We start from the raw sequence: 24,394 nt of genomic DNA, 5'->3' as shown, positions 1-24,394 counted from the left end.
GTCAATCCCGCATATATGAGAATACCTTTCATATTCTCTCTCATAAGAAAACATCTCATACATGCGCTGCTTTTCTTTCTTCAGTTTTTCTATCCGTTTTTCTTCCTGTTTTGTCATAAGTGCCTCTCTATAAAATTCTTCCCGCATCTTTGAGCGGAAACAGCCTGAAAACAACCCTTCCCTGTATCTCTTTCCTGTATATGGGACCCACGCGGATGTCCCTGCTGTCCATGCTGTTATTCCGGTTATCTCCCAGTACAAAATATTCGTCTTTTTTTAGGGTAATGCTGCCCTCCACATTGATGGGAAATGTCATATGATCTTTGGAATAATCCCTGGATATTATCCGGCCGTCGATGTAGACTGTGCCGCTGCGGATCTCCACTGTCTCCCCGGGCATTCCGATGACTCTCTTTACCAGCTTTTCTTTTCTGTCTGCGGGATTTGGAAATACCACGACTTCAAAGCGCTTCGGGTCCCGGAACCGGTAAGTCAGCTTGTCAACCAGTACGCTGTCCATATGGTGGAGCGTCGGCTCCATAGAATGGCCGGAAACCCCGGTCCTCTCTCCTATAAAGGTAATGATAAGAAAGGAGACAAAAACTGCGATAAAAACAGTGGATCCCCAGAAACATAATTCAGAATAAAAACGATGCGCCCTGCGCCTTATTCGAAACGACATGTGTTTGATTACCCCTCATAGTCAGCAGGTACTTCCAGCGTGATCTTTCCAAGCTTTCCGTTCCTGTACTCCTCCAGCAGGATATGTGCGGCCTTTTCATAGTCCAGCTGATTGCCTTTTTCTTTACAATTTCGGTTAGCCGCGATCTGTTCAAGGATTTTCAGTGTATTCTTGTCCTCTTCAACCCGGTAGCGTGCCGCTAAAATACCCGGATATTCTTTTACCAGAAACGGGATCAGTTCCATGGCCATCTCTTCCTGATTTAATATTTCTTCTTTAATAGAACCGATCAATGCCAGATGAAGGCCTACGGTCTGATCCTCAAATTTGGGCCACAAAATCCCCGGTGTATCTAATAACTCGATATTTTTATTCAGTTTAATCCACTGTTTGCCCTTTGTCACACCCGGTTTATTTCCGGTTTTCGTACAGGCTTTTCCGGCCAGACTGTTGATAAATGTAGATTTCCCTACATTCGGGATTCCCGCGATCATGGCGCGGACCGGCCGGTTCTTAATTCCCCTCTTCCGGTCCCGCTCGATCTTTTCTCTGCACGCCTCCATGACAATGCCCTGGACAGCTTTGACTCCGGTTCCCTTTTGGGAATTGACTTTCCCGACAAAGAATCCCCTGTCTTTAAAATACTGTTCCCAGAGTTCTGTCTTCCTGCTGTCTGCAAGATCCGTCTTGTTTAATAAAATCAATCTGGATTTGTTCTGTGCCAGCTGGTCGATATCGGGATTCCTGCTTCCGAATGGAATTCTCGCATCCACCAGTTCGATCACAATATCGATCAGCTTTATATTTTCCTGCATCATTCGTTTTGCCTTGGTCATATGACCCGGGTACCACTGAAACTGCATGTGTCCTCCTTCTTTATCCAAAAGGCCAATATTTGATCCCGACCTTGCCTATGATCTGTGTCTTTTTTACATTGCCGACTACGGCACTCCTGGAATCTTCGCTGTTATTGTAATTGTCTCCCATGACAAAATATTGATTCTTGGATAGTTTTACGCCGTCTGCTGCCAGTCCGGGAGACAGGATCTGTTCTTTTCCGAAGCTTTTGGCCTTCCTGCCGTCTACATAGACGTTCCCGTCCCTGACCTGAACCGTCTCTCCTGGGAGTCCGACCACTCTCTTTACATAATACTGCTTGTTTGTCTCGTCCTCTGACTCGAACAATATTATATCATATCGCGCCGGACTTTTCACTTTATAAATCAGCCGGTTGACCAGCCGCTTTTCTCCGCTCTCATAGGTGGGAAGCATGGAATCCCCCTGTACCGTATAACCGGCACACAGAAAACGGACAATGATAAAAGCCGCAAAAATCACGGCCACAAAAGTCAGCACATATGCCGCGATCTTATCCCGTCTCTGTCTTTTTTTCTTCCTCATCTGATAAGTAACCGTATATCCGCTCACAGTTCTCACACCCTTTCTTTAAACAAAACAGGGACAAGCTCCGGCTCGTCCCTGTGTTTTTTTTGAAAAATATTATACTCTTTCTTTCACTTTCGCAGCCTTACCTACACGGTCACGTAAGTAGTATAATTTCGCGCGTCTAACCTTACCTTTGCGCACAACTTCGATCTTCTCGATGATCGGAGAGTGTACCGGCCAGGTTTTTTCTACGCCGATGCCGTTGGAATTTTTGCGCACGGTAAATGTCTCGCGTGCTCCGCCATTCTGTCTTTTGATGACAGTTCCTTCAAATACCTGAATTCTCTCGCGGTTTCCCTCTTTTACTTTTCCGTATACTTTTACAGTGTCACCTGTTCTGAAATCTGCAACTTCTCTTAACTGTGCATCTTCAATACTTTTAATGATATCGTTCATGTTGTTCCTCCTTAAATCTTTTTAGATGTTCATAATACCTTGTGTAACAGAGGACCATCCTATTTATAACAACTGCTATATAATATCACAACAAGACTGCTTTTGCAAGAATTATTTATTTTTATCGAGCAGATCCGGCCTTCTCTCCTTTGTCCTCAAATAAGACTGCTCTTTCCTCCACTCTTCGATCCTTCCGTGGTGACCTGAAAGCAGCACCTCCGGTACTTTCCTCCCCAAAAACTCCGGCGGTCTTGTGTACTGGGGATATTCCAGCATCCCGTTTTCAAAAGACTCGTACTCCGCCGAGTCTCCGTTATTCAGTACTCCCGGAACCAGTCTGGATATGGCGTCGATCATCACCATAGCCGGAAGCTCTCCTCCCGTCAAAACGTAATCCCCAATGGAGACATAATCCGTGACAATCTCTTCTAAGACACGTTCATCCACGCCCTCATAATGGCCGCACAGAAAAACAAGTTCTTCTTCCTCTGCAAGCTCCTTAGCCATCTCCTGGTGGAACACCTTTCCCTGAGGAGTCACATAAATCACCCGGGGCTTCTTCTCCATCTTTTGCTCAATATGCTGATATGCCAGATAGATCGGCTCCGCCTGCATGACCATTCCGGCACCGCCGCCGTATGGATAATCGTCCACTTTTTTATGCTTGTCCCTCGTAAAATCCCTGATGTTTACGGCTTCCACACCGATATGTCCCGCCTCTTTTGCACGGCCTAAAATACTCGTGCTGCATCCGCTCTCGATCATCTCGGGAAATAAAGTCAAAACGTGAAACTTATTCATCCAGCAGTCCTTTCATTACAAAAACATCGATTCTCTTTTCTTCCAGAGAGACCTTTTTGATACAGTCTCTTATGGCCGGAAGCAGTACTTCCTTTCCATCATCCATTTTTACCACATACACATCGTTTGCCCCTGTCTGAAGCACGTCATCCAATATTCCCAGCTTCTTTCCGGTCTCCCGGTAAACATCGAACCCAATGATATCGGCAATGAAAAACTCATTCTCTTCAAGCTTGACTGCATTCTCTCTTGTGACAAACAGCCCGCAGCGTTTATACTGTTCGATATCATTGATATTGTCAAACTCCTCAAACTTAAGAATCGGCTGGTTTTTAAAAAACTTACAGGACTTCACATGCAGAAGCTTCATTTCCCTGCCCGTATCCAGCAGCACCTCCTTCAAATCCTTAAAGCGCTCCACATCATCGGTCATCGGATACACCTTGACCTCTCCGCGGACACCGTGGGTGGAAGCGATCGCTCCTACCTGTAATATATCTTCCATAATAAACTGTATTCCTTCCTATTTGTTTTCTTCGATATATGCCTCTACGGCTTTTCTCACTTGTAAAAAATTGCTCGGACCGTTTTCAAGAATCACCTTGTGGAACTCTTTCGTCTGGAACTTCTTGCCAAGCTCCTTGGACGCCTTGTTTCTCAATTCCTGAAATTCCAGGGCTCCGGAATAATATTTCAGATAGTATCCCGGTTCCGAAGATACGAGCCTGTAAAGCTGGTCTGCCGCAGAACTTCCATATCCCATCTCTTTCAGCATATCCTTGATCTGGTCCAGGGTCCATCCCCGGTAGTTGACATTGATATCGACAGCACTTCCGATGGCCATATTGATCTCGTCATTGATGCGTTTCAATTTGGCCACAGACTTATCATACGGAGCATAGTCAAAGGCATGCATCTCCACATAGGAGGCCCAGCCTTCCGAGTAACCAGGAAAATCCATGATCAAACGGATATCGTCCGGATCTGTGCTGAGAAAATAATTGTTTTGATAAAGATGCCCCGGATACCCTTCATGAGCCAGAGTATTGTAAATTCCGCTCTTATCGGTGGAGCCTTTGTTGATATAGATGGTATTTTCTGTCTCATCATCGATCGGCGGGATCATATAAAATGCCGGACTTAAAGTATCTTCCAGCGCTTTTGGAACATATTTGATCTTATAATGGACTTTTTTCAGGGGTGGATAATCTGTTTTAGCCTTCTTCTCCAGATCGGCCAATACCTTTTTAGGACTGGTCATCACCGGATCAAAATTATAAAACTTTTTCTGGAGGCTCTCATCGCCCTGGATCAGATTCACCATCTGTTTCACTGAGCTCTGGAGACGGCCTGTCACACTTGAGAGCAGCTGGCTGACTGTTTTGTTTGTTCCTGTCTGCTCCTTCAAGACAAGCCGATAGTATTTTTTCCCGTTTTTTAAATTGCAGACACCTCCGCTGTTTTTTCCGGTTCCCTTCAGTGACAGAATCGTCTTTTTAAAGCTGCGGAATGCAGGATATACAGACTGCTTCAGCAGTTTCTTATTTTGTTTATTATAGGTTGTTTTCTGTTCCTTGCTGATACCCGAAAAGTCATTGACACGTTCTTTAAATGTAGCACTTAATATATTTTTTTCGCCGCTTTCTTTCAAAAAATCATCAATCTGCTTCGCCGCAGTATCTGCCGCCCCATCGGTTACATACAGTCCCGCTTTAGACTGTGCTTTCAGATACTCTCCTGCCTCTTGAAGATATCCCGTAACCTGAGACAGCAGGGTGAGATAATCTTTAATATCCTTCTCTCTGTAAAACTGATACTCTGCCAGTGTCACCGGAAGATTGGACTGGATGCCGGAAACCTCCCCGATAATATTATCATATAATGGATATTGGCTTTCCTCTATGAGCATACTCAGATAGTCTTCCAATATATCATACGTAAGTTTTTGTTTTCCTGTCAGACTGCTCCTTTTAAATCCGGAAAGTTCTTCTGCTGTCTTCTTATTTTCCTTCAGTGCTTTCTTATCCTGTCCGGGAGAAATATGTCCGATGGAAACCTTCTCCTGTTTGATGCCGTACTTCTCAGGATCTTTCAGCTGATAATGAAGATTCAGTGTATTTTGAGACAACGTCTCTTTTACCTGCCGGTCTAAAAATTTGTCAAACTGTTTTTGTTCCTCGGTTTTTGACTGTTCCTGGCCGGTCTTCTGGCTGGTTTGTCCGCTTTTCCCCTGCTCTGTTGATGTTTTGCAGCCGCTCAGTGAAAACGCCAGCAGCAATGAGAGCAGCAGAGAAAGCAGTCTCTTTGTAAATTTCATAAATTTATCCTCCCGGTTATTTGTTCCTTATGAATATTTTAAATAAACAGCAAAAGATATGCAACCTAAAAATATGATATACTATTTAAAAACTTAGTGAAAGGACAAGTACTGTATATGTCAAGAATATTAATCATCGAAGACGACAAAGAAATCCTGAAAATTCTGTCAGACTTTTTATCCGGATACGGCTTTGAAGCCGTTGGCAAAACTGACGGCCGCTGTATTTGTCAAATCATCAGACACCAAAACATCGATCTGGTACTTCTGGATCTCATGCTTCCATATAAAAGCGGCGATCAGCTCCTGAAAGAAATACGTTCCTGTTCTGATCTTCCCGTGATTGTCATTTCTGCCCGGGGAACGACTCAGAATAAAATTGATCTGCTTCGTCTCGGCGCGGATGATTATATTACAAAGCCTTTTGATCTGGATGAAACCCTTGCAAGGATTGAAAGCAACCTCCGGAGATCGAAGCTTCAGACATTCCCAAAAAAGGTCCTTAAATTTCAGGAGCTGACTTTGGATACCGGTTCTCTTACTGCATATCTCAAAGGCGTGGAACTTTCCTTAACAGCAAAAGAATTCAGGATTCTTGAGCTGCTGATGAGATATCCGGACAAAATATTTTCCAAAGCAAATCTATTTCAAAGTATCTGGGGCAGCGAATATTTAAGTGAGGACAATACACTGAACGTACATATCAGTCATCTGAGAAACAAACTCAAAGCTGTTTCTTCCGAAAACGAATATATTGATACTGTCTGGGGCATCGGCTACCGGCTGCACAAAGACTGAAAGATAGACGATCCATTGTTCTCATCTTTATCTTAATTTTATAATTTTCTGTTCCTAATTAAGGAATTCTTTAATATTGTGTCTTATACTGGTCTGAGAAGAAAGGAGCAGTATATATGAATTCTACTGTATTAGAAGCACATAATTTAACGAAAAAATATAAGCATTCTTTGGTTATAGACCACATAAATTTAAGGATCGAGAAAGGCAAAATTTACGGATTTATCGGACAGAACGGCGCCGGAAAGACCACATTCCTCCGCTTGACTGCCGGGCTGTCCTTTCCCACGGACGGTACTCTTGAACTTTGGGGACAGAGGAACAGAACCGGTCTCCAGGAGCAGCGAAAAAGGATGGGATGTCTGATCGAGTCTCCCGCTCTTTATCCCAACCTGACAGCAGTTCAAAATCTTGAGGTGCAGAGGCTTCAGAGAGGCATTCCCGGAAAATCTGTCATTTCAGACTGTCTTCGAATGACCGGTCTTACAAATACCGCAAAAAAACCGGTCAGAAACTTTTCCCTGGGAATGAGGCAGCGCCTCGGAATCGCTGCCGCCCTGTTAAACAATCCTGAATTTCTTATTTTGGATGAACCTATCAACGGTCTTGATCCTAACGGTATCGTTGAAATCCGCAGACTCCTCAAAGACCTGAACCAAAAATACGGGATGACAATCTTAGTCTCCAGCCATATACTGGAGGAATTATACCAGACCGCTTCACAGTTCATCCTGATCCATAAAGGAAGGATCATTGATGAACTGTCAGGCCGAGAACTGGATGAACAGTGCAAAAGGCATATAGCCATCAAAACAAATCAGCCGCAGAACGCACTTCTGTCACTGGAAAAACACCTGCACACAGAGCATCTGCGCCTCATGCCCGACGGCACCATCCGCCTGTATGAGTATCTGGATGATATAGAAACGGTTGCCCGGACCCTGTCGGATTCCGGCATCCTCGTTACCACCCTGAATGTATCCGGAGATACTTTGGAAGATTATTTTTTGAGAAAGGTTGGTGCAGTATCCCATGCGCAGAATCTTAAAAGCTGAGTTTTATAAACTATGGCGAATGAAAAGTTTTTGGGGACTCTTGATCATTTCCTGTGCCCTGAGCTGTATTTTTCTGCTCGACGGATCGCCGCCCGCAAAATCACTGGATGTTTTCAATCACATCCTGTACACCGCTCCCCTGCTCTACGTCTTAATCATGATCTTCGGTGCGCTGTTCATCGGGTCGGATTTTGAAAACCGGACAATACAAAGCTATATTTCGGCAGGTCATAAAAGGGGGCACATCCTGCTGGTCAAGATCATCGTACACCTTACCGGATGTATTTCTATCCTCTGTCTTCCTCTGTTTGCAGGGGCAGCGGCAGGATGTATGCTGTTTGGAATCACCAGTGCCTCTTTATCGGCTCTTTTCCTCAAATCAATGCTGGCTATCTGGATCATATGCGCAATGGCCATGCTTCCCTGTCTTTGCGGATTTCTTTTCCAAGGCGTTGGAAAGACGCTGACTCTGCCGCTGGTCCTCTTTTTTGTCATGCTCTTTCTTTTAAACGGCCGGCACTATCCCCTTGTGGCAGCGGTTCTTCCGATGGGGCAGCTAAGGCTGCTGTGTTTCGATCAGCTGACAAGTTTAAATGTCTTTTTAACGAACTTTTTATGGATCTTTATCTGCTGTATTTGGGCTTATTGGAATTTTTCCCGAACAGATTTGAAATGAAAGAGGTGAAAGCATTGATCAATTTATTAAAGACTGAACGGTATTATTTTTTACACAACCGTACCTACTGGTGGAGCGTGATCATGATCTTTATGCTTGGCTTCATCACTGCGCCGGCTTACAGGTCAGAAATCTTCGGCCCCAAAGAAAAAATTGCCGAAAATCTTACAGATATACTAAACGGCATGGTGTATGACTCTACCTTCCTGCTGATTATCGTCTCCTGTATCCTGGCACTGGTCCTCGGCCAGGAATTTTCCTGGCGCACCGTTCAGCAGGAAATCGCCGCGGGACATTCCCGTCTCACAGTATTTATAAGCAAAATCATCGTATATCTCACCGCCTTTAATCTTCTGGCGTTGGTGTTTCCGGCTGCAGGCTGCATCAGAGAATCTATTTATTTTGGTATTCATGATCTGATCGGTTTCTTATCAGATTTTGTCAGGGCTGCGGCTGATTCCTTTCTGTTTAACAGTCCTGTCCTGCTGATTCCAATCTTTTTGTGTTTTGTTCTGAGAAATATGCCCAGGGCAATCTGTACCGCCGCTCTCCTCACCTTTGTGTTAAGTCTGTATCTGGGATACGGAATGATGCTGAACCTGCCGGTCCGCTTTCTGCCTTCCTTCCAGATCCGTCAAGTGATCAGCGGTACCGAAATACTTACCTTCGGGAGTCTTGCTGTTTCGCTGTGCTGGAGTACCGTTCTTCTCCTGGCATCCTGGAAAACATTCAGAAGCTGTGAACTGAAATAAAAGAAAGGAAAATCATATGAACCTCGTTCTATTCTTTCTCCTCATATTATCTGTCATTATATCTTTCAAATATTTTGCGCTGAAACGGCAGATAAACCACATGTCCCTTCAGATTGACCAGGTAACCTGCGGCAAAACCGAAAAAATGCTGGACTTGTCTCTGGCAGATCAGGACCTGGAACTGCTGGCGGCAAAAATAAACCGCTTTTTTGACTGTCAGCGCAAGTCGGCTGCAAAAGCCTTACAGCATGAAGAAGAACTGAAAAATTCCATAGCCAATATATCCCATGATCTGCGCACTCCTCTGACTGTGATCAATGGCCACCTCCAAATCCTGCAAAAGAGCCGGCTATTGCCTGATCAAAAGGACCGCATTGAAACTGCCCTGCGAAAAACCTGCCGTTTAAGAGAGCTGATCGATGTGTTTTATGATCTGTCCATTTTGGAGGCAGACCAAACAGAACCTGATTGGGAAGATCTCAATTTTTCTAACCTTCTGATCGATTTTCTGGCAGACAGTGCCCCATTATTTCAAAGCAGAAAGCTCTCTCCTCAAATCACAATGCCCGAATCCTCCGTCTTTGTAAAGGCAGACCGCAGCATGCTGGAACGTATTCTCCAAAATCTGCTGTCCAATGCAGTCCGCTATACGTCAGGGAGAATCTGTATCTGTCTTTCTCAGGACACGAGCCGCAATATAGTTTTTCAAATATCAAATACGGTATCTGACCCTGAAAAGATTCAGGTGAGCAGATTGTTTGAACGCTTCTACACAAAGGACCAGTCACGTCACAATGAAAGTACGGGACTGGGCCTTTCTGTTGTAAAAATTCTGGTTAATAAACTGCACGGTACTGTCGAAGCTTCGGTCGATGGAAATGTCCTGTCTGTTACAGCCGTTTTTAAAAGCTCATTTTAAATTAATGCTCCCCATGGTGTCCCCCGCTGCCGTGATGTCCTCCCTGCTGCCGGTCCTGGCTGTTTCCATGGCTGTTTTCATGACCTTCTTCACACTGTTTTGTATAATCCTTTATCTCACTGATGGAATGGTCCCTGCACTTTTCTACCGTTGCCGTCTGGTCCACCTTTTGAAGTTCCTTAATGGCAAGATACTTAGCCGGCGTTACGTTCAAATGGTGTGATTTTTTCTTCAGTCGTTTTGATACGGCATACACCTCCACATTCTGCCTGCCGCCATGTTCACTGATGCATTGGTCAATCTCGGTCTGCAAAGTTTTAATTTCTGAGGCTTTCTCACGGTCTTTTCCCTGTACTGTTACAGAGATCATTCCGTTCTGCTTTAAATAACCTTTTTCTTTTATCTTCTTCAAAATGAGAGCTACCGCATCTTTGTAGCTTTTATGTTTAAGATTCAGCTCAGAGAGTACTTCCTTTCCGTCTTTGTTATATGCAGACATCCGGATGACCCGGTCAAATCTGTTTACAGACAGTTCAATGGAGGGATTCACGTCCATATCAATATAACTGCTCTCCGAAAAATACATCTGAAAAGAACCGGCTCCAATAAAAAATATAAACGCTGCTGCCGCCACAGCAAGAGAAAATCTCTGAAAATTTCTCCTTGGCTTTGGCTTTTCGTTTAGCTTATTTAAAACTGATTCTCTGGTGCTTTGCTTTAATCCTTCTTCCGCCTTGATTTTTTCAAAGGATCTGCGTATATCATTCTTCAAAAAAGTCACCTCCTAAATCTTCATTAAGCTTTTTTCTTGCCCTTCCAAGCCAGGTATAAATCGTGTTCTCTTTTTTATGAAGAATCTGTGCAATTTCCGGCACTGTATATTCTTCATAATAAAAAAGATAAACTACATTTTTAAATTTAGTCGGCAGCTTTGTTACTGCATCAAAAACATCCAGATCCCTCTCCTGCAAAAAAATGGGTTCTTTGCTGATGCAGTCATAAGAGACTGCATTCCTCCGAAAAAAATTCTTCAGCACATCTTTACATCTGTTTACTGTGACCCTAATCAGCCAGGCTTTTTTGTGTTCTTCACTCTCAAAGCTGATGTCACTCTGCATATACTTTAAAAATACATCCTGAAATACATCTTCCACATCACTATAATTCTTTAAATGCATAAAACATATTTTTCTGAGCATATCAGAATATATCTCTATTGTATTTGTCAGGTCTGCTTCACTTCTCATCTCTGCCCTCCCAGGCGTCACTTTTTTCAGCTTTTATCTTATCTGTGATGTCTTCCGTGATGACTGCTTCTGTGGCTTTTTCTATGATGTCCGCTGTATCGTTTATGGGTATGTTTCTTTGTTATTTTACAACTTGAAACACCGCAGTTATAACGTTTAGCTTTCGTATGGTGCTTTTTCTTAGTATGATGCTTTACAGTTGTGTGATGTTTATGTGCACCTGTTTTTCTGCATGATTTTACAGAACAGACTGCCTGAACGGCAGGTTTCCTGGCTGACACATATTTTTCTGTCCCGCTTCCGGTAAAAGAAGATAATCCTTCTAAACATAAAATTCCTGTCGTAATAATCGCTGCAGATACTTTCATTTGATCCACCTTCTCTTTCTATATTTTTTAACGTTCTATCAATAATACGAATGACCGAAGGGAATCCTTTCATTTTTTATAATTTATTTTTTACATGCTGTAAGTATAATATAAGTTTGGTAAAGTTCCAAATTATTTTGTATAACATTTTGACCAGTTTTCCGGCTTGCTGTCTCAGAGATGTAAGATTTTCTAACTTTCAGCAAAGCCTCTCCGGCGGCCCGTTCGGAACTCGCTGACGCTCAAACAGCCTCACTGCGCACTGCGCACCGCCTCAAAGCCTTTGCTGAAAGAAGAAAAACTAACATCTCTTCGAATGCAAGGCCTCCAAATTGGTCAAAATGGACGTAATATCTGCTGGAGCAGGCTGCTTAAAAACAAACGGTGCCTGCTCCAGCAGATAATATGTCCGCATTCTAAGAGTCGAACGGAAATCGTGTAGAAAATGTCATATGTTATAGTGTTTTTGGTATAAATTGTGGTATATTAATATATATTGCCATCAATTGTATGCACAAATGGAAGGTAACTTTATATTTAACAAAGAGGAGGTATTTATGAAAAAGAAATTGTTTTGTATGATTCTGGTATTCTCTATGATAATACCAACACTTGTGATCCCGGCAGCCGAGTCTTGTCAGCACGAGTGGAGTGAATGGGATACTACGACTGAACCTACATGCAGTGATACCGGAGAAAAATCCCGCTGGTGTTATCTTTGCTATGAAAGCCAGACTAAAACTATCCCTGCAACAGGTGATCATTTATGGGATGACTGGTATACCGTAAAAAAACCAACCATCCATAAAACAGGTCTGAAACAGCGCGAGTGTCTTGAATGTTATAAAAGACAGTCAAAGAAAACTGCAAAATTAAAACCGTATGTAAAGTTTACGAAGAAAACCGTAAAATTAAAAGTCTCTAAAACCTACAAACTGAAAATAAAATATGCAAAAGGTGATTCCGTAAAAAAATGGAAATCCAGCAATAAGAAGATTGCCACTGTCTCAAAAAAGGGAAAAGTAAAAGCAAAAAGAAAAGGCACTGCCAAGATCACAGTGACTATGAAGTCCGGCAAAAAAGCAACCTGCCGGATTAAGGTTTCTCCTAAAAAGAAGTCTTCAAAAAAGAAACATACAGAAACAGTTTACTGGACTCCCGGAGGTTCTGTATACCACAGTACCATAGACTGCCCGACTCTGGGCCGTTCCAGGACGATTTATCATGGCTCCCTGTCTTCCTGTCCTAAGAGCAGGCCCTGCAAAGTCTGCTACTAACCAGCTTCTCATACAAAAAGAAGAAAATAAAAAAATGGCTTATTTATGTGTTTCAAACATATCTAAGCCATTCTTTTTTTATTACTTAGGAAAGACCTTGTCACGCTAATGCGTGAAAGTCTTTCCTAGTATCATTCAAAAAAAGAGCACGTAAACACGCGCTCTTTGCGATGGACTAGGCGGGAATCGAACCCGCGTCCAAAAACCCATCCCCTCAGGCATCTCCCATTACAGTCTCTGTATTGACATTCCCTCCATACTGCTCCCAGAGACAGGATCAGTACTTCAGTAGCTTCATAAATACTTCATCTGCCGCAAAGCTTAAACAGACGAGGGTTCTACATTATTTGAAGCCTAATGACAGGCTGTAGATGACCTGTCACAGACTACTGCTGCCCTTAGGCTGCAGCGTACGCTAATTTATTATCTGCGTTTAATTTAAGTTTACACCGTAACGTGGTCTCTCCGAATGGCTTCCCGAGCTTCAGAATCCCTGTCGAAACCAGTACTAGCCCGAATATTTCCTTATATAGTATAACCCATTTTTTGTGAAAAAGTCAATAAAAGAAATGGATTAGGCCAAAAACACCGCATAAACGAAGACCAACAGTGAAATATGAACAGGATAAAACAAATAAAAAAAGTATTTCATCCCTTTTCCTTTCACTCCATGGTATGTTTGGAGAACCAGTATTGTGCCAAGGCAAAAAAATAATTTAATGAAATAAGAGGGAAGCATATATAAATCAAACCCATAAGATAAGATATCTTCTGCGGGAATCCGTATGCCATAAAGCAAGAAAATGATGATTCCGAGGGCCGTAAATTTCTGCTTTTTCTCTCTAAAAAAATAACACGCAAATACAGCCATAACCCCGTACATATCATAATCCGTGTGCAGCACCCAAGCGATTCCCGCACAGAGTACAGCGGCCAACAGACCAATCCATCCTTTGCCCCGCTTCTTCATCTCTTCATATGCAAAGCAAGCACATGTCCCCAGCAGCAGTGTAAATAAAACATTGGTAAATCCAAACTGCAGTTTCAGGGTTTCTCCTTCTATAGTATCTACAAGATACTGAAATGGAATCTCTGACAGAACTGCAAATACCAAAAGGTTTCTTAGATAGCGGAATCTATGCTTTGTATACCGACAGGACTCTGCACAGAAAAATGCAAAAATAAAAAATGACATAGAGGTAATGCCGAACAGCAGAGTGACAATGTTATAACATATTTCTTCCCCCAAATGAAGCCATACGCTCAGTCCACTTACGATCCAAAAGAAACATATTTTATATGCATGGTCCAAAAACATCGTGATGGCCCCAAAAGTTTTAAGTTGAAATGCTGTATATTCTTTATATATTATCATAATCACAATTCCTTCTCACACTGGCAGAATCACCGGTTATGCAGCCTCAAATACCGTGTCAGGATTTGATCTAACAGCCTGATGTCAATGGGTTTTGGCATAAACCCGTCAAACCCCTCTTTCTTAAACAACTCCTGTGCTTCTTTCGTCACATTGGCTGTTAACGCTATGACCGGAACCGCCCTCTTTTTTTCATTCGGCAATGAACGGATCACTTTTAATGTTTCAACACCGTCCATCTCAGGCATCATATGATCTAAAAAAATAAGATCATAGTCCACTTCCGTCACCGCCTGCACAGCCTGCTTTCCGGAGTCTGCACAATCAATCTGCATCTGGTACGGAGCCATCAGTGCCTCCGCCACTCCCAGATTGATCTGGTTATCGTCGACAAGCAATATTTTTGCCTCCGGGATCGGCCGTATCATGGAACTATCAAATTGGCCGGCTGTCCGAAAGACCTTCTTTTCAGAATACATCATATCTTCCAGTCCAAAGCAAAACAGCGGAGAATAAACAGCCGGCTTCTGAATCCCATATGCGTCTTCTTCCTGGCGCAGAAGTACGATACCTTTCACCGGACCACACCGCTTCACTATAAAATATTATACCATGGATCACTGTAAATGTGTGTGGGGGGGAGGTTTCCTTAAAAAAATACCCCATTCTGCAGCATGCCGTCTCCGGCATATACAGAATGGGAATCTTTTATTCTTCTTCTCGTCTTGTCTCCGGACACAGGCTGTGCCTATCCGTTGGATTTCTCTTTTCATAATCTTTAAAACTGTAATCCATGTCCACTTCGCCCCGGATGCCTCTGACCCTTCCGGAATCGGAATACTGCCACATATCAACATCATCCACTCCAAGAACATGCTGGTATTTCGCCAGCCAAAGTTCATATTCTCTGAGACGCCGTATGTCAAAATAATCCTCTAAATCAGAGAGATTTGTATAAAACATCGGTCTGTATCCGGATCTTCGGATCTCATCACAGAACTCTCTTGTAAAGTCTGTTGCAAGATCTTTTGTGATCGTAACACCATGTTCTCTCGCATAATCAATGGAATCTTCTTCAAAATCAAAAGCTACTGGGTATTCAACCCGATACCTTCTGATGATCTCTACACATTGTTTCGCCTCTCTTCTAGCCATCTCTCTTGTATATGCATAACTGAACCAGTAGATTCCGAGTGGGATTCTCTCACGATTGCACTCTCTTGCATTCCGTTCAAACTCCTGATCTATATTTCCATCGCCGAATCCTGCTCTGACCATTGCAAATTCTATCCTGTCTTCTCTGACTCTTCTCCAGTCAATCCGGCCGTCGGCATAGCTTACGTCAATACCCTTCCTTCTGTGCATACTGTCCTCCTGTCTTTTTGTAATTATAGTATGCTCCAAAGAAAGTGCCGTTCCATTGTCCTAACCCAGATTTCTGACCTTAAAGTCTCTCATCGCTTCTCTTTGCTGATCTTTCTTTGCGATATCCTGTCGTTTATCATACAATTTCTTACCGCGGCACAGTCCGATCTCAACTTTGACCAGACTTCCTTTAAAATAAACCCGCAGAGGAATCAATGTATAGCCTTTTCTGTTTACTTCCGACATCATCCTTGTAATCTCGGAACTGTGCATTAAAAGCTTCCTCTCTCTGAGAGGGTCTTTGTTGAAGATATTTCCCTTCTCATAAGGGCTGATATGCATCTGTTTCACAAAAACTTCTCCATTGTCAATGCTGATAAAGGCTTCCTTGATACTGCAGTGTCCCTGCCTCATAGATTTTACTTCTGTCCCAAACAATACGATGCCTGCCTCAACCGTCTCCTCGACAAAGTAATCATGACGTGCCTTTTTGTTATTCGCAATCAGCTTTGTTCCGCCCGTCTTCGCCATGTTCATCCTCCTCAATCATCTCAAAATCAATATTCTTCAAAATCTTATCGACTCCGGCTACAACGATCTCTACCGGCTGTCCCAGCTTCCACTTACGCCCTGTCCTCTCTCCTGTCATAGAATAGGACGACTCATCATAATTGTAATAATCCCCGGGCAGCTTGGACACATGGACCATTCCCTCGATCGTGTTCGGAAGTTCCACATAAATGCCCCATCCGGTCACTCCCGAGATCACGCCTTTGTACTGCTGTCCGATATGGCGTTCCATATACTCTGCTTTTTTCAGTTTTTCTACTTCCCGCTCCACTTCATCTGCCCGCCGTTCCATCTTGGACGACTGCTCTGAGACTTTTGTGAGTATAGACTCGTAATGCCGGATTCTTTTGGCATTGAGCTTTCCCCTAAGAGTTTCTTTGATGATCCTGTGAATCTGCAGGTCCGGATACCTTCGGATCGGCGAGGTAAAATGACAGTAATAGCTTGTAGATAATCCGAAATGTCCTGAACTCTCGGTTGTATACCTGGCCTGTTTCATAGATCTCAGGGTGAGCCTGCTGATCAGCGCCTCCTCCGGAGTGCCTTCCACCTTTGTCAGAAGTTTCTGTATCTCTTTCGGATGGATTTCATCTTTTTTAAGCTTCAGAACGATCCCAAAATTTTCAAGAAATGTCCTGAGTTTCTTGACTTTTTCTCCATCCGGATTGTCGTGGGTACGATACACAAATGGTATTTCCTGCCAGTAAAAATTCTCTGCTACCGTTTCATTCGCGAGAAGCATGAAATCTTCAATGATCTTAGTTGCCTTATTCCTCTGGGACGGAATCACGTCGACTGCCTTTCCGTCATCATTCAGTACAATCTTCGATTCAGGAAAATCAAAATCCACGCTTCCCCGTTCATGTCTCACCTCACGTAAAATGTCAGAAAGCTCTTTCATCTGCTCGAACATCGGAACAAGTTTTTCATATCTCTTCCGCTCTTTTTCATCCCCGTCCAGAATCAGTGCCACACTTGTGTATGTCATGCGTTCATCCACATGGATGACAGTTTCGGCAATGCGGTGTCCCTTGAGATTTCCTTTCTTGTCAAGATCCATGATACAGCTCAGTGCCAGCCGGTCTGTGCCTGCATTCAAAGAGCAAATGCCATTGGAAAGCTGATGAGGCAGCATCGGTATGACCCGGTCCACCAGATAGACACTGGTCCCTCTTTTCAGTGCTTCCTTATCCAGTGCAGAGTTTTCCTTCACATACTCGGAGACATCTGCGATATGGACGCCCAGCTGATAGCCTCCGGGTGTTTTGGTCAGTGTGATCGCATCATCCAGGTCCTTGGCATCTTCTCCGTCTATGGTCACCGTCTGCCAGTCCCTCAAATCCAGCCGTCCTTCCAGTGAAGATTGTTCAATGGCCGAAGGCACTGCTCCCACTTCTTTTTCGACATCTTCCCCAAACTCCGTCGGAATATTGTATGCCTTTACAATGGATAAGATATCCACTCTGGGATCGTCCCTGTGACCTAGAACCTCCAGTATCCTGCCCTCCGGACTTTTTCCTAAATCTCCGTAGTCAACAATCTTTACAAGGACCTTAAATCCATCGGTAAGATTTCCGCACTCCTCTTTCGGAATGAAAATGTCACTGTCAAATCTCAAATTATCCGGAACCACAAATCCATAACTTTTACATTTTTCAAATGTACCGACTATTTCGGTCATCCCCCGTTCCAGAATCTTTACAATTCTGGCTTCTTTGCGCCTGCCGTTCCTGGCCCGTTCCTCCGTAACTTCAATCTGTACTGTATCTTCATGGAAGGCTCCGTTCATATCATTTTCATTGATATAAAAATCGTCTTCTTCTCCTTCCACCGAAACAAATCCGAATCCCTTCTGGGTACATACAAACGTTCCGGTCAGAGTCTTCTTTGACACCGGGCTGTATTTTCCTCTCTTAGAGACTTCCACAACTCCCTCATCAACGAGTTCATGAAGAATCTGAACAAACTCTTTTCTGTCTTCCGGCTCTACCTGCAGTAAATAGCCGATCTCTTTTTGTTTCATAGGCTGATAGTGTTTATCATAAATCAGATCTCTGATTCTTTTTTTTCTTTTATCAAATAATTCCTTTTCCATTATCTTTCCTTTACTTTCTGCAAAAATGCTGTACGATTCGGAGCATTTCTCATTCCACAGGAAGGTACGCAGAACTTTGCTGCGGAATAAAAAAACACTTCTTAAACATTATCTGCTTAAAGAAGTGTTTCCATTCTAAAGAAATCTGGAACAAAGGAGCGCTGCTGTCACAAAAAAGATGACGGTAAACAGGGTTGTCGCTTTTATAATGTTCCCTTCTCTGGAACGGCCTTTGTTTTTGCTCCAATATGTGCCGGAGGTTGTAGATCCTGTCAGCGATCCCAATCCAGCTTCTTTTCCTTCTTGCATCAATACTAATATGATTAGAACAACGCACGATATTAAAAATAATATAGTTAATGCCGTCTTCATTGCTTCTTCCTCCTAATGTTTCTGCTCACTGCTGATTATTCTAGCACACCTTACCATAAAATGCAAGGATCCGTTTAAATCTCACTTTTTCTTAACGGAAATCTGTGTATAGATGCGCTTTCCTCTGACTTCGCGAAAGCCTTTCAGCCGGAACTGATACTTCTTTTTTGGATTGATTTTTTTCTTCTCAAAGCGGATTGTTCCTCCTCGGGATGTCTCCTTCACTTTTTTATATTTCCCTGACCCTGTTTTCATCTCCACCACATAGCCCTGGTATCCGCTGATATTTGAGTATGTGACCCGTATACTATTTAACGGTTTCCCTCCTTTTGCCTTTCGCATCTTATCATACCGGCGTTTTTTATTCTTCACCCGGTACGGTTTTACTTTAAAATAATATTTACTTCCAGATTCAAGAAGAAGCGTTGCCTTTGTCTGATTTTTTACGGTTTTTACTTTTTTATATCTGCCCTTCTTTCCTCTTTTGGCGTAAATGACGTAACCCGAGCGTCCTTTTGTTTTTTTCCATGAAACCCTGATTTTGGCTTCTTTTACTATATAATAAGTCATAGGTTTTGTTGGTTTCGGCTTTACAGATGTATTTTTTTGCGAACTCGTTGTAGCTGTGAATGAATTCCCTATATTCCCTGACTCAGGACTTCCTGTATCTTTAAAAAATATTCCCAATCCATTACTGCAATTCACTGCCCCATAGACAGCTGTATCGGCCACGGCAAATTTACATTCAGAATCTTCGGCAGCTTTCGTTATATAACTCCCCAACTGAGACCATGTTTCATTTTTTCTGACATAACATTTTGCTGTTTTTTGTCCGTCTTCCAATCTTCCGATCATTAATTTTCCCTGATACATTGACAGAGAGCAGCCGCTTCCCTTGGCAAATTGTGATGTATCGATATCTTTCCACTGTTTTCCGTCATACTCATACAAGTCAATTCCACCCACACCTGCACTGCTGACATAGATACGGCCGGCATCTGAACAGCAGCCGAAAGTATTGGCATCCGTATTAATTTTTCTTAAAAGAGACCATTTCCCATTCACATACTCTTTTACCTGAAGATCAGTATTTCCAAGTATATCTCTGAAAGCTAACACCGGTTTCCCCTGATATAAAGCCATCACTGGCTCAGCAATCGCTGTCAGTCCTCCAGAGACAGTTCCCAAATCTGCAACAGATTTGCCCGTGACCCTTTTGGCTGTCAGCCTGTCTCCTTCATCAAATGCAGTATAAAAACTCTGGTTATCAGCAGCCACAGCTATCTTACCATTTCCTGTGCCTGCAGATGTAAAGATCCGGTTCCATGACCCATTTTCAAATCTGCTGATCACCGTGTGAAATTCTCTTCCTTCTAAATATACAGCATAAATATCATTCCCAACAGCTGCAAGCTTCGGAGAATAAGCATTCGGTATCGTGCCTCCTGCTTCCGTCCAGACATTTCCGGCTCTTTTTTTGACCTCTATTCCATGTTGGTTTTCTGCGGCAAAATATACATCTCCATTTTTAGAAGAAATAATATCATATCTGCCTGTACCCGCTTTCGCAAAAGTACGGTTCCACAGTGATAATTCTTCATAATCGGGCATTGTCATCCGAAAGGTAATAGAATCAGCCGCTTCTCCAACCTGATCGATCACAATACCGCTGTTGTTCCCGTCAGAATAGGTAATTGTATTATCTTTCACTCCTTTTGACCAATCAGAAGTACCGAAACTCGTTCTCCCGCTATTTTTTGATAAAAATGCTTCACTCACATTATCCCTGTTCTCCGGACGAAATACATACAGATAATCGTCTCCTGCTATATTTCCCACTTCCTCCTTTGTAGTATCCACCCGATAAATAATCAGACCGCTGCCTGGAATCTTTGCATCCAGTTCCTCTGAAATTGATTCCCCTTTTTTCCTGTATTCCACTACAAAGAATTCTGTATCTGACATAGGACTTTTTATGACAAAAGAATAATCTTTTCCCTCTGTTCCAAGGGTATACAGCGTATAAGTTCCTGATTTATTTTGTTCCGGAAGATCGATCCAGCCTAACTGCTTCCTCTGCCAGCTCAGAGGATACTGAAGATACATGGAATTCCTCGCCATGACATCCCAGGTATCAACCGGATAATTTATGGCTCCTTCCGAATTTTGGTTCCGGTATAAATCCGGAAGACCAAGCGTGTGCAGAAATTCATGGCAGATCAATCCCTGCTTCTCCACCGTACTCCACAGATTACCCGTGTTTATCAAAACGTAGGGTCCTACATACTTTCCATTTAGGGTTATATTTCCCGAACTATCTGCTTTATGTGGATAAAATACAGAGTCTCTGCTGAAATTTGCCTCATGATGAACCAGGATCATGACATTATCTACTATCTGATCTCCATCAAGATCCACCTTTTCTGAAGGACTGATGATTTTCCCAGCCTTGTCAACTGTCTCTTGCAAAAAACTGGCTTCTCCTGCGTAGCTGTCATAATAATCCATGCTGTGTTCCATTGTGATGGGAACAATTTTTATACCATTATACTGAGGAAACATATTCTTGATTTTCAATTTTCCTTCCGAAACTGCGTCTATGTAAGTAGCCAGGGAGGAGCGGTTGCGTTCTCCCCTTCCATTTAAAATCCGCTCATATGCCGCAAACCCTGTCAGTAGTTCTGAGCCTTTGTCATAAGTCAGTCTTTCCTGATGAGTGTTAAAAAAATCTGCTGTTTCATCCTCCGGAAACTGTACAAACAGGACAACGTTGCACCGCTGTCCTGTTTTCTCTGAGGTCTGTTCTCCATATACAGAAATATTCCAAGTAAGAAGCAGGCAGACTGCCATGATCCACGATAAAACTTTTTTATAATTTCTCATCTTCCGCCCCTCCCGCAGTGAAATATTCTTTTCTTTTATTATACCTTATCGCGCGAAACGCGTCCACCCGAAGGGTATAAAATACGGTGTGCCCTGCGAGTATACTATTGTCGTTCTATAAATACAATCCATACCGCTTGCAGGCTCCCAATTCTTCTTCAATTCTCAGCAGACGGTTGTATTTTGCTGTCCGGTCAGAACGGCAGGGGGCTCCTGTTTTAATCAGTCCGCTGTTTGTCGCCACTGCGATATCCGCGATTGTTGTATCCTCTGTCTCTCCGGACCGATGAGAAATGATTGTTTTATATCCTGCCCTTTTTGCAGTCTCTATGGCATCCAGGGTTTCTGTCAGTGTCCCGATCTGATTCGGCTTGATCAGGATACTGTTTGCCATATCATTCTCAATACCATCTGTCAGACGTTTCTTATTTGTAACAAATAAGTCGTCGCCTACCAGAAGTATTTTTTCTCCCAGACGGTATGTGAGTACTTTCCATCCGGGCGCGTCTTCCTCATTTAATCCGTCTTCAATGGAAAAGATCGGATAATGTTCGGTGAGCTGTTCATAATATTGAACCATTTCTTCAGAATTTCTCCGAATCTCTTTTCCGGTCATCTGGCTCTCACCCGGGAAATAATAAACATCCTCATCTTCATCATAAATTTCTGACGCAGCACAGTCCATAGCAATCATGATCTGTTCCCCTGCCTTATAGCCCGCATTTTCAATGGCTTTTACCAGCAGGTCCAATGCCGCCTCCGAGCTTTCCAGGTTCGGTGCGAAACCGCCCTCATCTCCAACCCCGGTGCTCAGATGATTTTCTTTTAGAATACTCTTTAACTTATGATAAATCTCTGTTCCCATCATCAGCGCTTCTTTGAAGGTCTCTGCTCCAATCGGAGCAATCATAAATTCCTGAAAATCTACCGTGTTATCTGCATGCTTTCCTCCGTTTAAGATATTCATCATCGGAACCGGCAGCTTACACGCGAAACTTCCCCCTAAATACTGATACAGCGGAATGCCCAATCCGTTTGCGGCAGCTCTGGCAGTGGCCAGTGAGGCTCCAAGGATGGCATTTGCCCCAAATTTTTCTTTATTTTCTGTTCCATCCGCTTCAATCATAATCTGATCGATCTCAATCTGGTTCAATGCATTTTTTCCTACCAGACGGTCTGCGATACGATGATTCACGTGATTGACCGCTGTTTCTACTCCCATTCCTCCATAGCGTTTTTCACGGTCACGAAGCTCTATCGCCTCAAATTTACCCGTGGAGGCTCCGGACGGCACCAGTGCGGTTCCAAAATGTCCGTTGGACAGCAATACCTCCACTTCCACCGTAGGGTTTCCTCTTGAGTCTAAAACTTCTCTTCCTATCACATCTTCTATTGACAAGCCATATTTCAACACATTCACATCCTTTACAAGTAATTAGTAGTATTTTATCCAGATTGATGAAAATCCATACATTGAAATACAAAAAGAAAGCAGTATGCTTTCAATACATACTGCTTTCCGTTATATCAATATTTATTTTACTAACAAAGATTTTCCGGTCATATCTTCCGGCTGCTCAAGTCCCATCATTTCGATCAGCGTCGGCGCGATATCCGCCAGGCATCCGCCCTCTCTCAATTTCACACCGTCCTTATAATTTACTAAAATAAACGGTACCTGGTTGATTGTATGGGCTGTAAACGGAGCTCCTGTCACATAATCCACCAGCTGCTCTGCATTCCCGTGGTCAGCACAGATAAACATCTGTCCGTCTGTCTTTTTGATGGCTTCTACCGCTCTGCCCACACATCCGTCCACAGTCTCAATCGCTTTTACTGCCGCATCACAGATGCCGGTGTGTCCAACCATATCCGGGTTTGCAAAGTTAACGATGATCACATCATACTGGTCAGACTCGATAGCTTCCACAAGTTTGCTGCCCACTTCCATGGCGCTCATCTCCGGCTGCAGGTCATAAGTTGCCACAGACGGTGACTTCACAAGGATTCTCTCCTCTCCTTCATTCGGGACTTCTACGCCTCCGTTGAAGAAAAAGGTAACGTGTGCATACTTCTCTGTCTCGGCCAGACGAAGCTGTTTCAACCCCTGTTCTGCCAGGAATTCACCAAATGTATTCTTAATCTCTACTTTGTGGAATGCCACCAGCTTATTTGGAATTGTAGCATCGTATTCTGTAAAGCATACATAAGTTGTCTTAAAGTAACCGTTTGGACGCTCAAAGCTGTCAAATTTGTCATCACAGATTGCCCTGGTGATTTCTCTTGCCCGGTCCGGGCGGAAGTTAAAGAAGATGACAGAATCATTTTCTTTGATCGTGGCAGTCGGTTCTCCATTTTCAGTAATAACAGTCGGCAGAACGAACTCATCGTTCACTTCTTCTTTGTAGGAATCCGCGATGGCATCCACGGCGGAGTCTTTCATTACACCTTCTCCCATAACAAGAGCTTTGTATGCTTTCTCCACACGGTCCCAGCGGTTATCGCGGTCCATTGCATAGTAACGTCCGGAGACAGTGGCAACCTTTCCTACACCGATCTCTTTCATCTTTGCTTCCAGCTCTTCTACAAATCCTTTTCCGGAAGTAGGTGCTGTATCACGTCCGTCTAAAAATGCATGTACATAGACTTTTTCAATATTATTTCTCTTTGCGAGTTCTAATAATCCATACAGATGTGTATTGTGGCTATGTACCCCGCCATCAGATACTAATCCCATTGCATGAAGTGCACTTCCATTCTTCTTACAGTTTTCTACTGCCTGGAGCAGCGCTTCGTTCTCAAAGAAATCTCCATCCTGGATCTCTTTTGTGATTCTTGTCAGCTCCTGATATACGATTCTTCCGGCACCCATATTCAAGTGTCCCACTTCAGAATTTCCCATCTGCCCTTCCGGAAGGCCTACTGCCATGCCGGATGCATTTCCCGGAACAAACGGGCATGTCTTCATCAGTTCGTCCATGACCGGTGTATTGGCTGGCG

The 24,394-nt window shown here is 43.2% G+C and carries 25 protein-coding genes, 1 other RNA gene and 1 pseudogene; 6 read left to right on the top strand and 21 right to left on the bottom strand.

Going from position 1 to position 24,394, the window contains the following annotated elements:
• The 8 genes and pseudogenes from QVP35_RS16670 to QVP35_RS15380 all read right to left on the bottom strand — a co-directional run.
• Positions 1-147: pseudogene (locus QVP35_RS16670) on the bottom strand (ribonuclease HII); the annotation flags it as partial.
• A complete protein-coding gene (gene lepB, locus QVP35_RS15410) occupies positions 128-682 on the bottom strand; it encodes a signal peptidase I (protein WP_022261381.1) in 555 nt (184 codons plus the stop codon). The pseudogene QVP35_RS16670 and the gene lepB (QVP35_RS15410), both read right to left, overlap by 20 nt.
• 8 nt (positions 683-690) lie before the next feature.
• Positions 691-1,545, bottom strand: coding sequence for a ribosome biogenesis GTPase YlqF (gene ylqF, locus QVP35_RS15405; protein ID WP_009291177.1), 855 nt, complete (start codon positions 1,543-1,545; stop codon positions 691-693).
• Between the two features lie 13 nt (positions 1,546-1,558).
• Positions 1,559-2,110, bottom strand: a complete 552-nt coding sequence (lepB, locus tag QVP35_RS15400; RefSeq protein ID WP_009291176.1) for a signal peptidase I — start codon at positions 2,108-2,110, stop codon at positions 1,559-1,561.
• 72 nt (positions 2,111-2,182) lie between these two features.
• Positions 2,183-2,524, bottom strand: coding sequence for a 50S ribosomal protein L19 (gene rplS / locus QVP35_RS15395; RefSeq protein WP_006567393.1), 342 nt, complete (start codon positions 2,522-2,524; stop codon positions 2,183-2,185).
• Positions 2,525-2,635: 111 nt separating this feature from the next.
• Positions 2,636-3,325 carry a tRNA (guanosine(37)-N1)-methyltransferase TrmD gene (gene trmD / locus QVP35_RS15390; protein ID WP_006567394.1) on the bottom strand — a complete coding sequence of 230 codons (690 nt, stop codon included), beginning with the start codon at positions 3,323-3,325 and terminating at the stop codon, positions 2,636-2,638.
• Entirely contained in the window at positions 3,318-3,830 is a 513-nt protein-coding gene (rimM, locus tag QVP35_RS15385; RefSeq protein WP_006567395.1) for a ribosome maturation factor RimM, read from the bottom strand. Before rimM ends, trmD begins: the two co-directional genes overlap by 8 nt.
• 18 nt (positions 3,831-3,848) lie before the next feature.
• On the bottom strand, positions 3,849-5,642 hold the full coding sequence (locus QVP35_RS15380) for a DUF885 domain-containing protein (protein ID WP_022261380.1): 1,794 nt from the start codon (positions 5,640-5,642) through the stop codon (positions 3,849-3,851).
• A 117-nt stretch (positions 5,643-5,759) separates the two neighbouring features.
• On the opposite strand from QVP35_RS15380, the gene QVP35_RS15375 reads away from it, so the two are divergent.
• From QVP35_RS15375 to QVP35_RS15355, 5 genes are all read left to right on the top strand, one after another.
• The gene (locus tag QVP35_RS15375) at positions 5,760-6,440 is read left to right on the top strand and encodes a response regulator transcription factor (protein WP_009291173.1); all 681 of its coding nucleotides are present in this window, start codon (positions 5,760-5,762) and stop codon (positions 6,438-6,440) included.
• Positions 6,441-6,556: 116 nt separating this feature from the next.
• Positions 6,557-7,495 (top strand): ATP-binding cassette domain-containing protein, encoded by a 939-nt coding sequence (locus tag QVP35_RS15370; RefSeq protein ID WP_009291172.1) that lies wholly within the window; start codon positions 6,557-6,559, stop codon positions 7,493-7,495.
• On the top strand, positions 7,473-8,171 hold the full coding sequence (locus tag QVP35_RS15365; protein WP_022261379.1) for an ABC transporter permease: 699 nt from the start codon (positions 7,473-7,475) through the stop codon (positions 8,169-8,171). Before QVP35_RS15370 ends, QVP35_RS15365 begins: the two co-directional genes overlap by 23 nt.
• A gap of 5 nt (positions 8,172-8,176) precedes the next feature.
• Positions 8,177-8,923: an ABC transporter permease gene (locus QVP35_RS15360; protein WP_225103801.1), complete on the top strand. Its 747-nt coding sequence runs from the start codon at positions 8,177-8,179 to the stop codon at positions 8,921-8,923.
• 16 nt (positions 8,924-8,939) lie between these two features.
• Positions 8,940-9,842 (top strand): sensor histidine kinase, encoded by a 903-nt coding sequence (locus QVP35_RS15355; protein WP_009291169.1) that lies wholly within the window; start codon positions 8,940-8,942, stop codon positions 9,840-9,842.
• A 1-nt stretch (position 9,843) separates the two neighbouring features.
• Here the strand turns inward: QVP35_RS15355 and QVP35_RS15350 are convergent, their stop codons facing one another.
• Genes QVP35_RS15350 through QVP35_RS15340 form a run of 3 tightly spaced genes read right to left on the bottom strand, consistent with a single transcriptional unit; the run spans position 9,844 to position 11,457 of the window.
• The gene (locus QVP35_RS15350; protein ID WP_009291168.1) at positions 9,844-10,623 is read right to left on the bottom strand and encodes an anti-sigma-I factor RsgI family protein; all 780 of its coding nucleotides are present in this window, start codon (positions 10,621-10,623) and stop codon (positions 9,844-9,846) included.
• A complete protein-coding gene (locus QVP35_RS15345; RefSeq protein ID WP_009291167.1) occupies positions 10,604-11,089 on the bottom strand; it encodes an RNA polymerase sigma factor in 486 nt (161 codons plus the stop codon). The genes QVP35_RS15350 and QVP35_RS15345 overlap by 20 nt, the downstream gene beginning before the upstream one ends.
• Positions 11,090-11,127: 38 nt before the next feature.
• Positions 11,128-11,457 carry a hypothetical protein gene (locus tag QVP35_RS15340; RefSeq protein ID WP_009291166.1) on the bottom strand — a complete coding sequence of 110 codons (330 nt, stop codon included), beginning with the start codon at positions 11,455-11,457 and terminating at the stop codon, positions 11,128-11,130.
• A gap of 557 nt (positions 11,458-12,014) precedes the next feature.
• Here QVP35_RS15340 and QVP35_RS15335 point away from each other — a divergent pair.
• Positions 12,015-12,734 carry an Ig-like domain-containing protein gene (locus QVP35_RS15335; RefSeq protein ID WP_009291165.1) on the top strand — a complete coding sequence of 240 codons (720 nt, stop codon included), beginning with the start codon at positions 12,015-12,017 and terminating at the stop codon, positions 12,732-12,734.
• A gap of 168 nt (positions 12,735-12,902) precedes the next feature.
• On the opposite strand, the gene ssrA is transcribed toward QVP35_RS15335, so the two are convergent.
• From ssrA to gpmI, 10 genes are all read right to left on the bottom strand, one after another.
• Positions 12,903-13,249, bottom strand: a transfer-messenger RNA (tmRNA) gene (gene ssrA, locus QVP35_RS15330).
• Positions 13,250-13,308: 59 nt separating this feature from the next.
• Positions 13,309-14,109, bottom strand: a complete 801-nt coding sequence (locus QVP35_RS15325; protein ID WP_009291164.1) for a TraX family protein — start codon at positions 14,107-14,109, stop codon at positions 13,309-13,311.
• Between the two features lie 29 nt (positions 14,110-14,138).
• Positions 14,139-14,687, bottom strand: a complete 549-nt coding sequence (locus QVP35_RS15320; RefSeq protein ID WP_009291163.1) for a response regulator — start codon at positions 14,685-14,687, stop codon at positions 14,139-14,141.
• Positions 14,688-14,817: 130 nt separating this feature from the next.
• On the bottom strand, positions 14,818-15,474 hold the full coding sequence (locus QVP35_RS15315) for a glycoside hydrolase family 25 protein (protein WP_006565419.1): 657 nt from the start codon (positions 15,472-15,474) through the stop codon (positions 14,818-14,820).
• Between the two features lie 60 nt (positions 15,475-15,534).
• Positions 15,535-16,005: an SsrA-binding protein SmpB gene (gene smpB / locus QVP35_RS15310; protein ID WP_006565420.1), complete on the bottom strand. Its 471-nt coding sequence runs from the start codon at positions 16,003-16,005 to the stop codon at positions 15,535-15,537.
• Complete coding sequence (gene rnr / locus QVP35_RS15305) at positions 15,968-18,139, bottom strand: ribonuclease R (RefSeq protein ID WP_009291161.1); 2,172 nt, start codon at positions 18,137-18,139, stop codon at positions 15,968-15,970. The genes smpB and rnr overlap by 38 nt, the downstream gene beginning before the upstream one ends.
• A 135-nt stretch (positions 18,140-18,274) precedes the next feature.
• Positions 18,275-18,511, bottom strand: a complete 237-nt coding sequence (gene secG / locus QVP35_RS15300) for a preprotein translocase subunit SecG (protein ID WP_006565422.1) — start codon at positions 18,509-18,511, stop codon at positions 18,275-18,277.
• A gap of 81 nt (positions 18,512-18,592) precedes the next feature.
• Entirely contained in the window at positions 18,593-21,394 is a 2,802-nt protein-coding gene (locus tag QVP35_RS15295) for a M6 family metalloprotease (protein WP_022261376.1), read from the bottom strand.
• A gap of 115 nt (positions 21,395-21,509) precedes the next feature.
• On the bottom strand, positions 21,510-22,805 hold the full coding sequence (eno, locus tag QVP35_RS15290) for a phosphopyruvate hydratase (protein ID WP_009291158.1): 1,296 nt from the start codon (positions 22,803-22,805) through the stop codon (positions 21,510-21,512).
• A 123-nt stretch (positions 22,806-22,928) separates the two neighbouring features.
• Positions 22,929-24,394, bottom strand: a 1,466-nt coding sequence (gpmI, locus tag QVP35_RS15285; RefSeq protein WP_288187967.1) for a 2,3-bisphosphoglycerate-independent phosphoglycerate mutase, incomplete at its 5' end; no start/stop codon positions are given.

Source organism: Anaerostipes sp. CAG:276 (assembly GCF_000432215.1).
GTDB lineage: Bacteria > Bacillota > Clostridia > Lachnospirales > Lachnospiraceae > Anaerostipes > Anaerostipes caccae.
The sequence above is the reverse complement of the archived record's forward strand: the minus strand, read 5'-3'. Positions and strand labels throughout refer to the sequence as shown.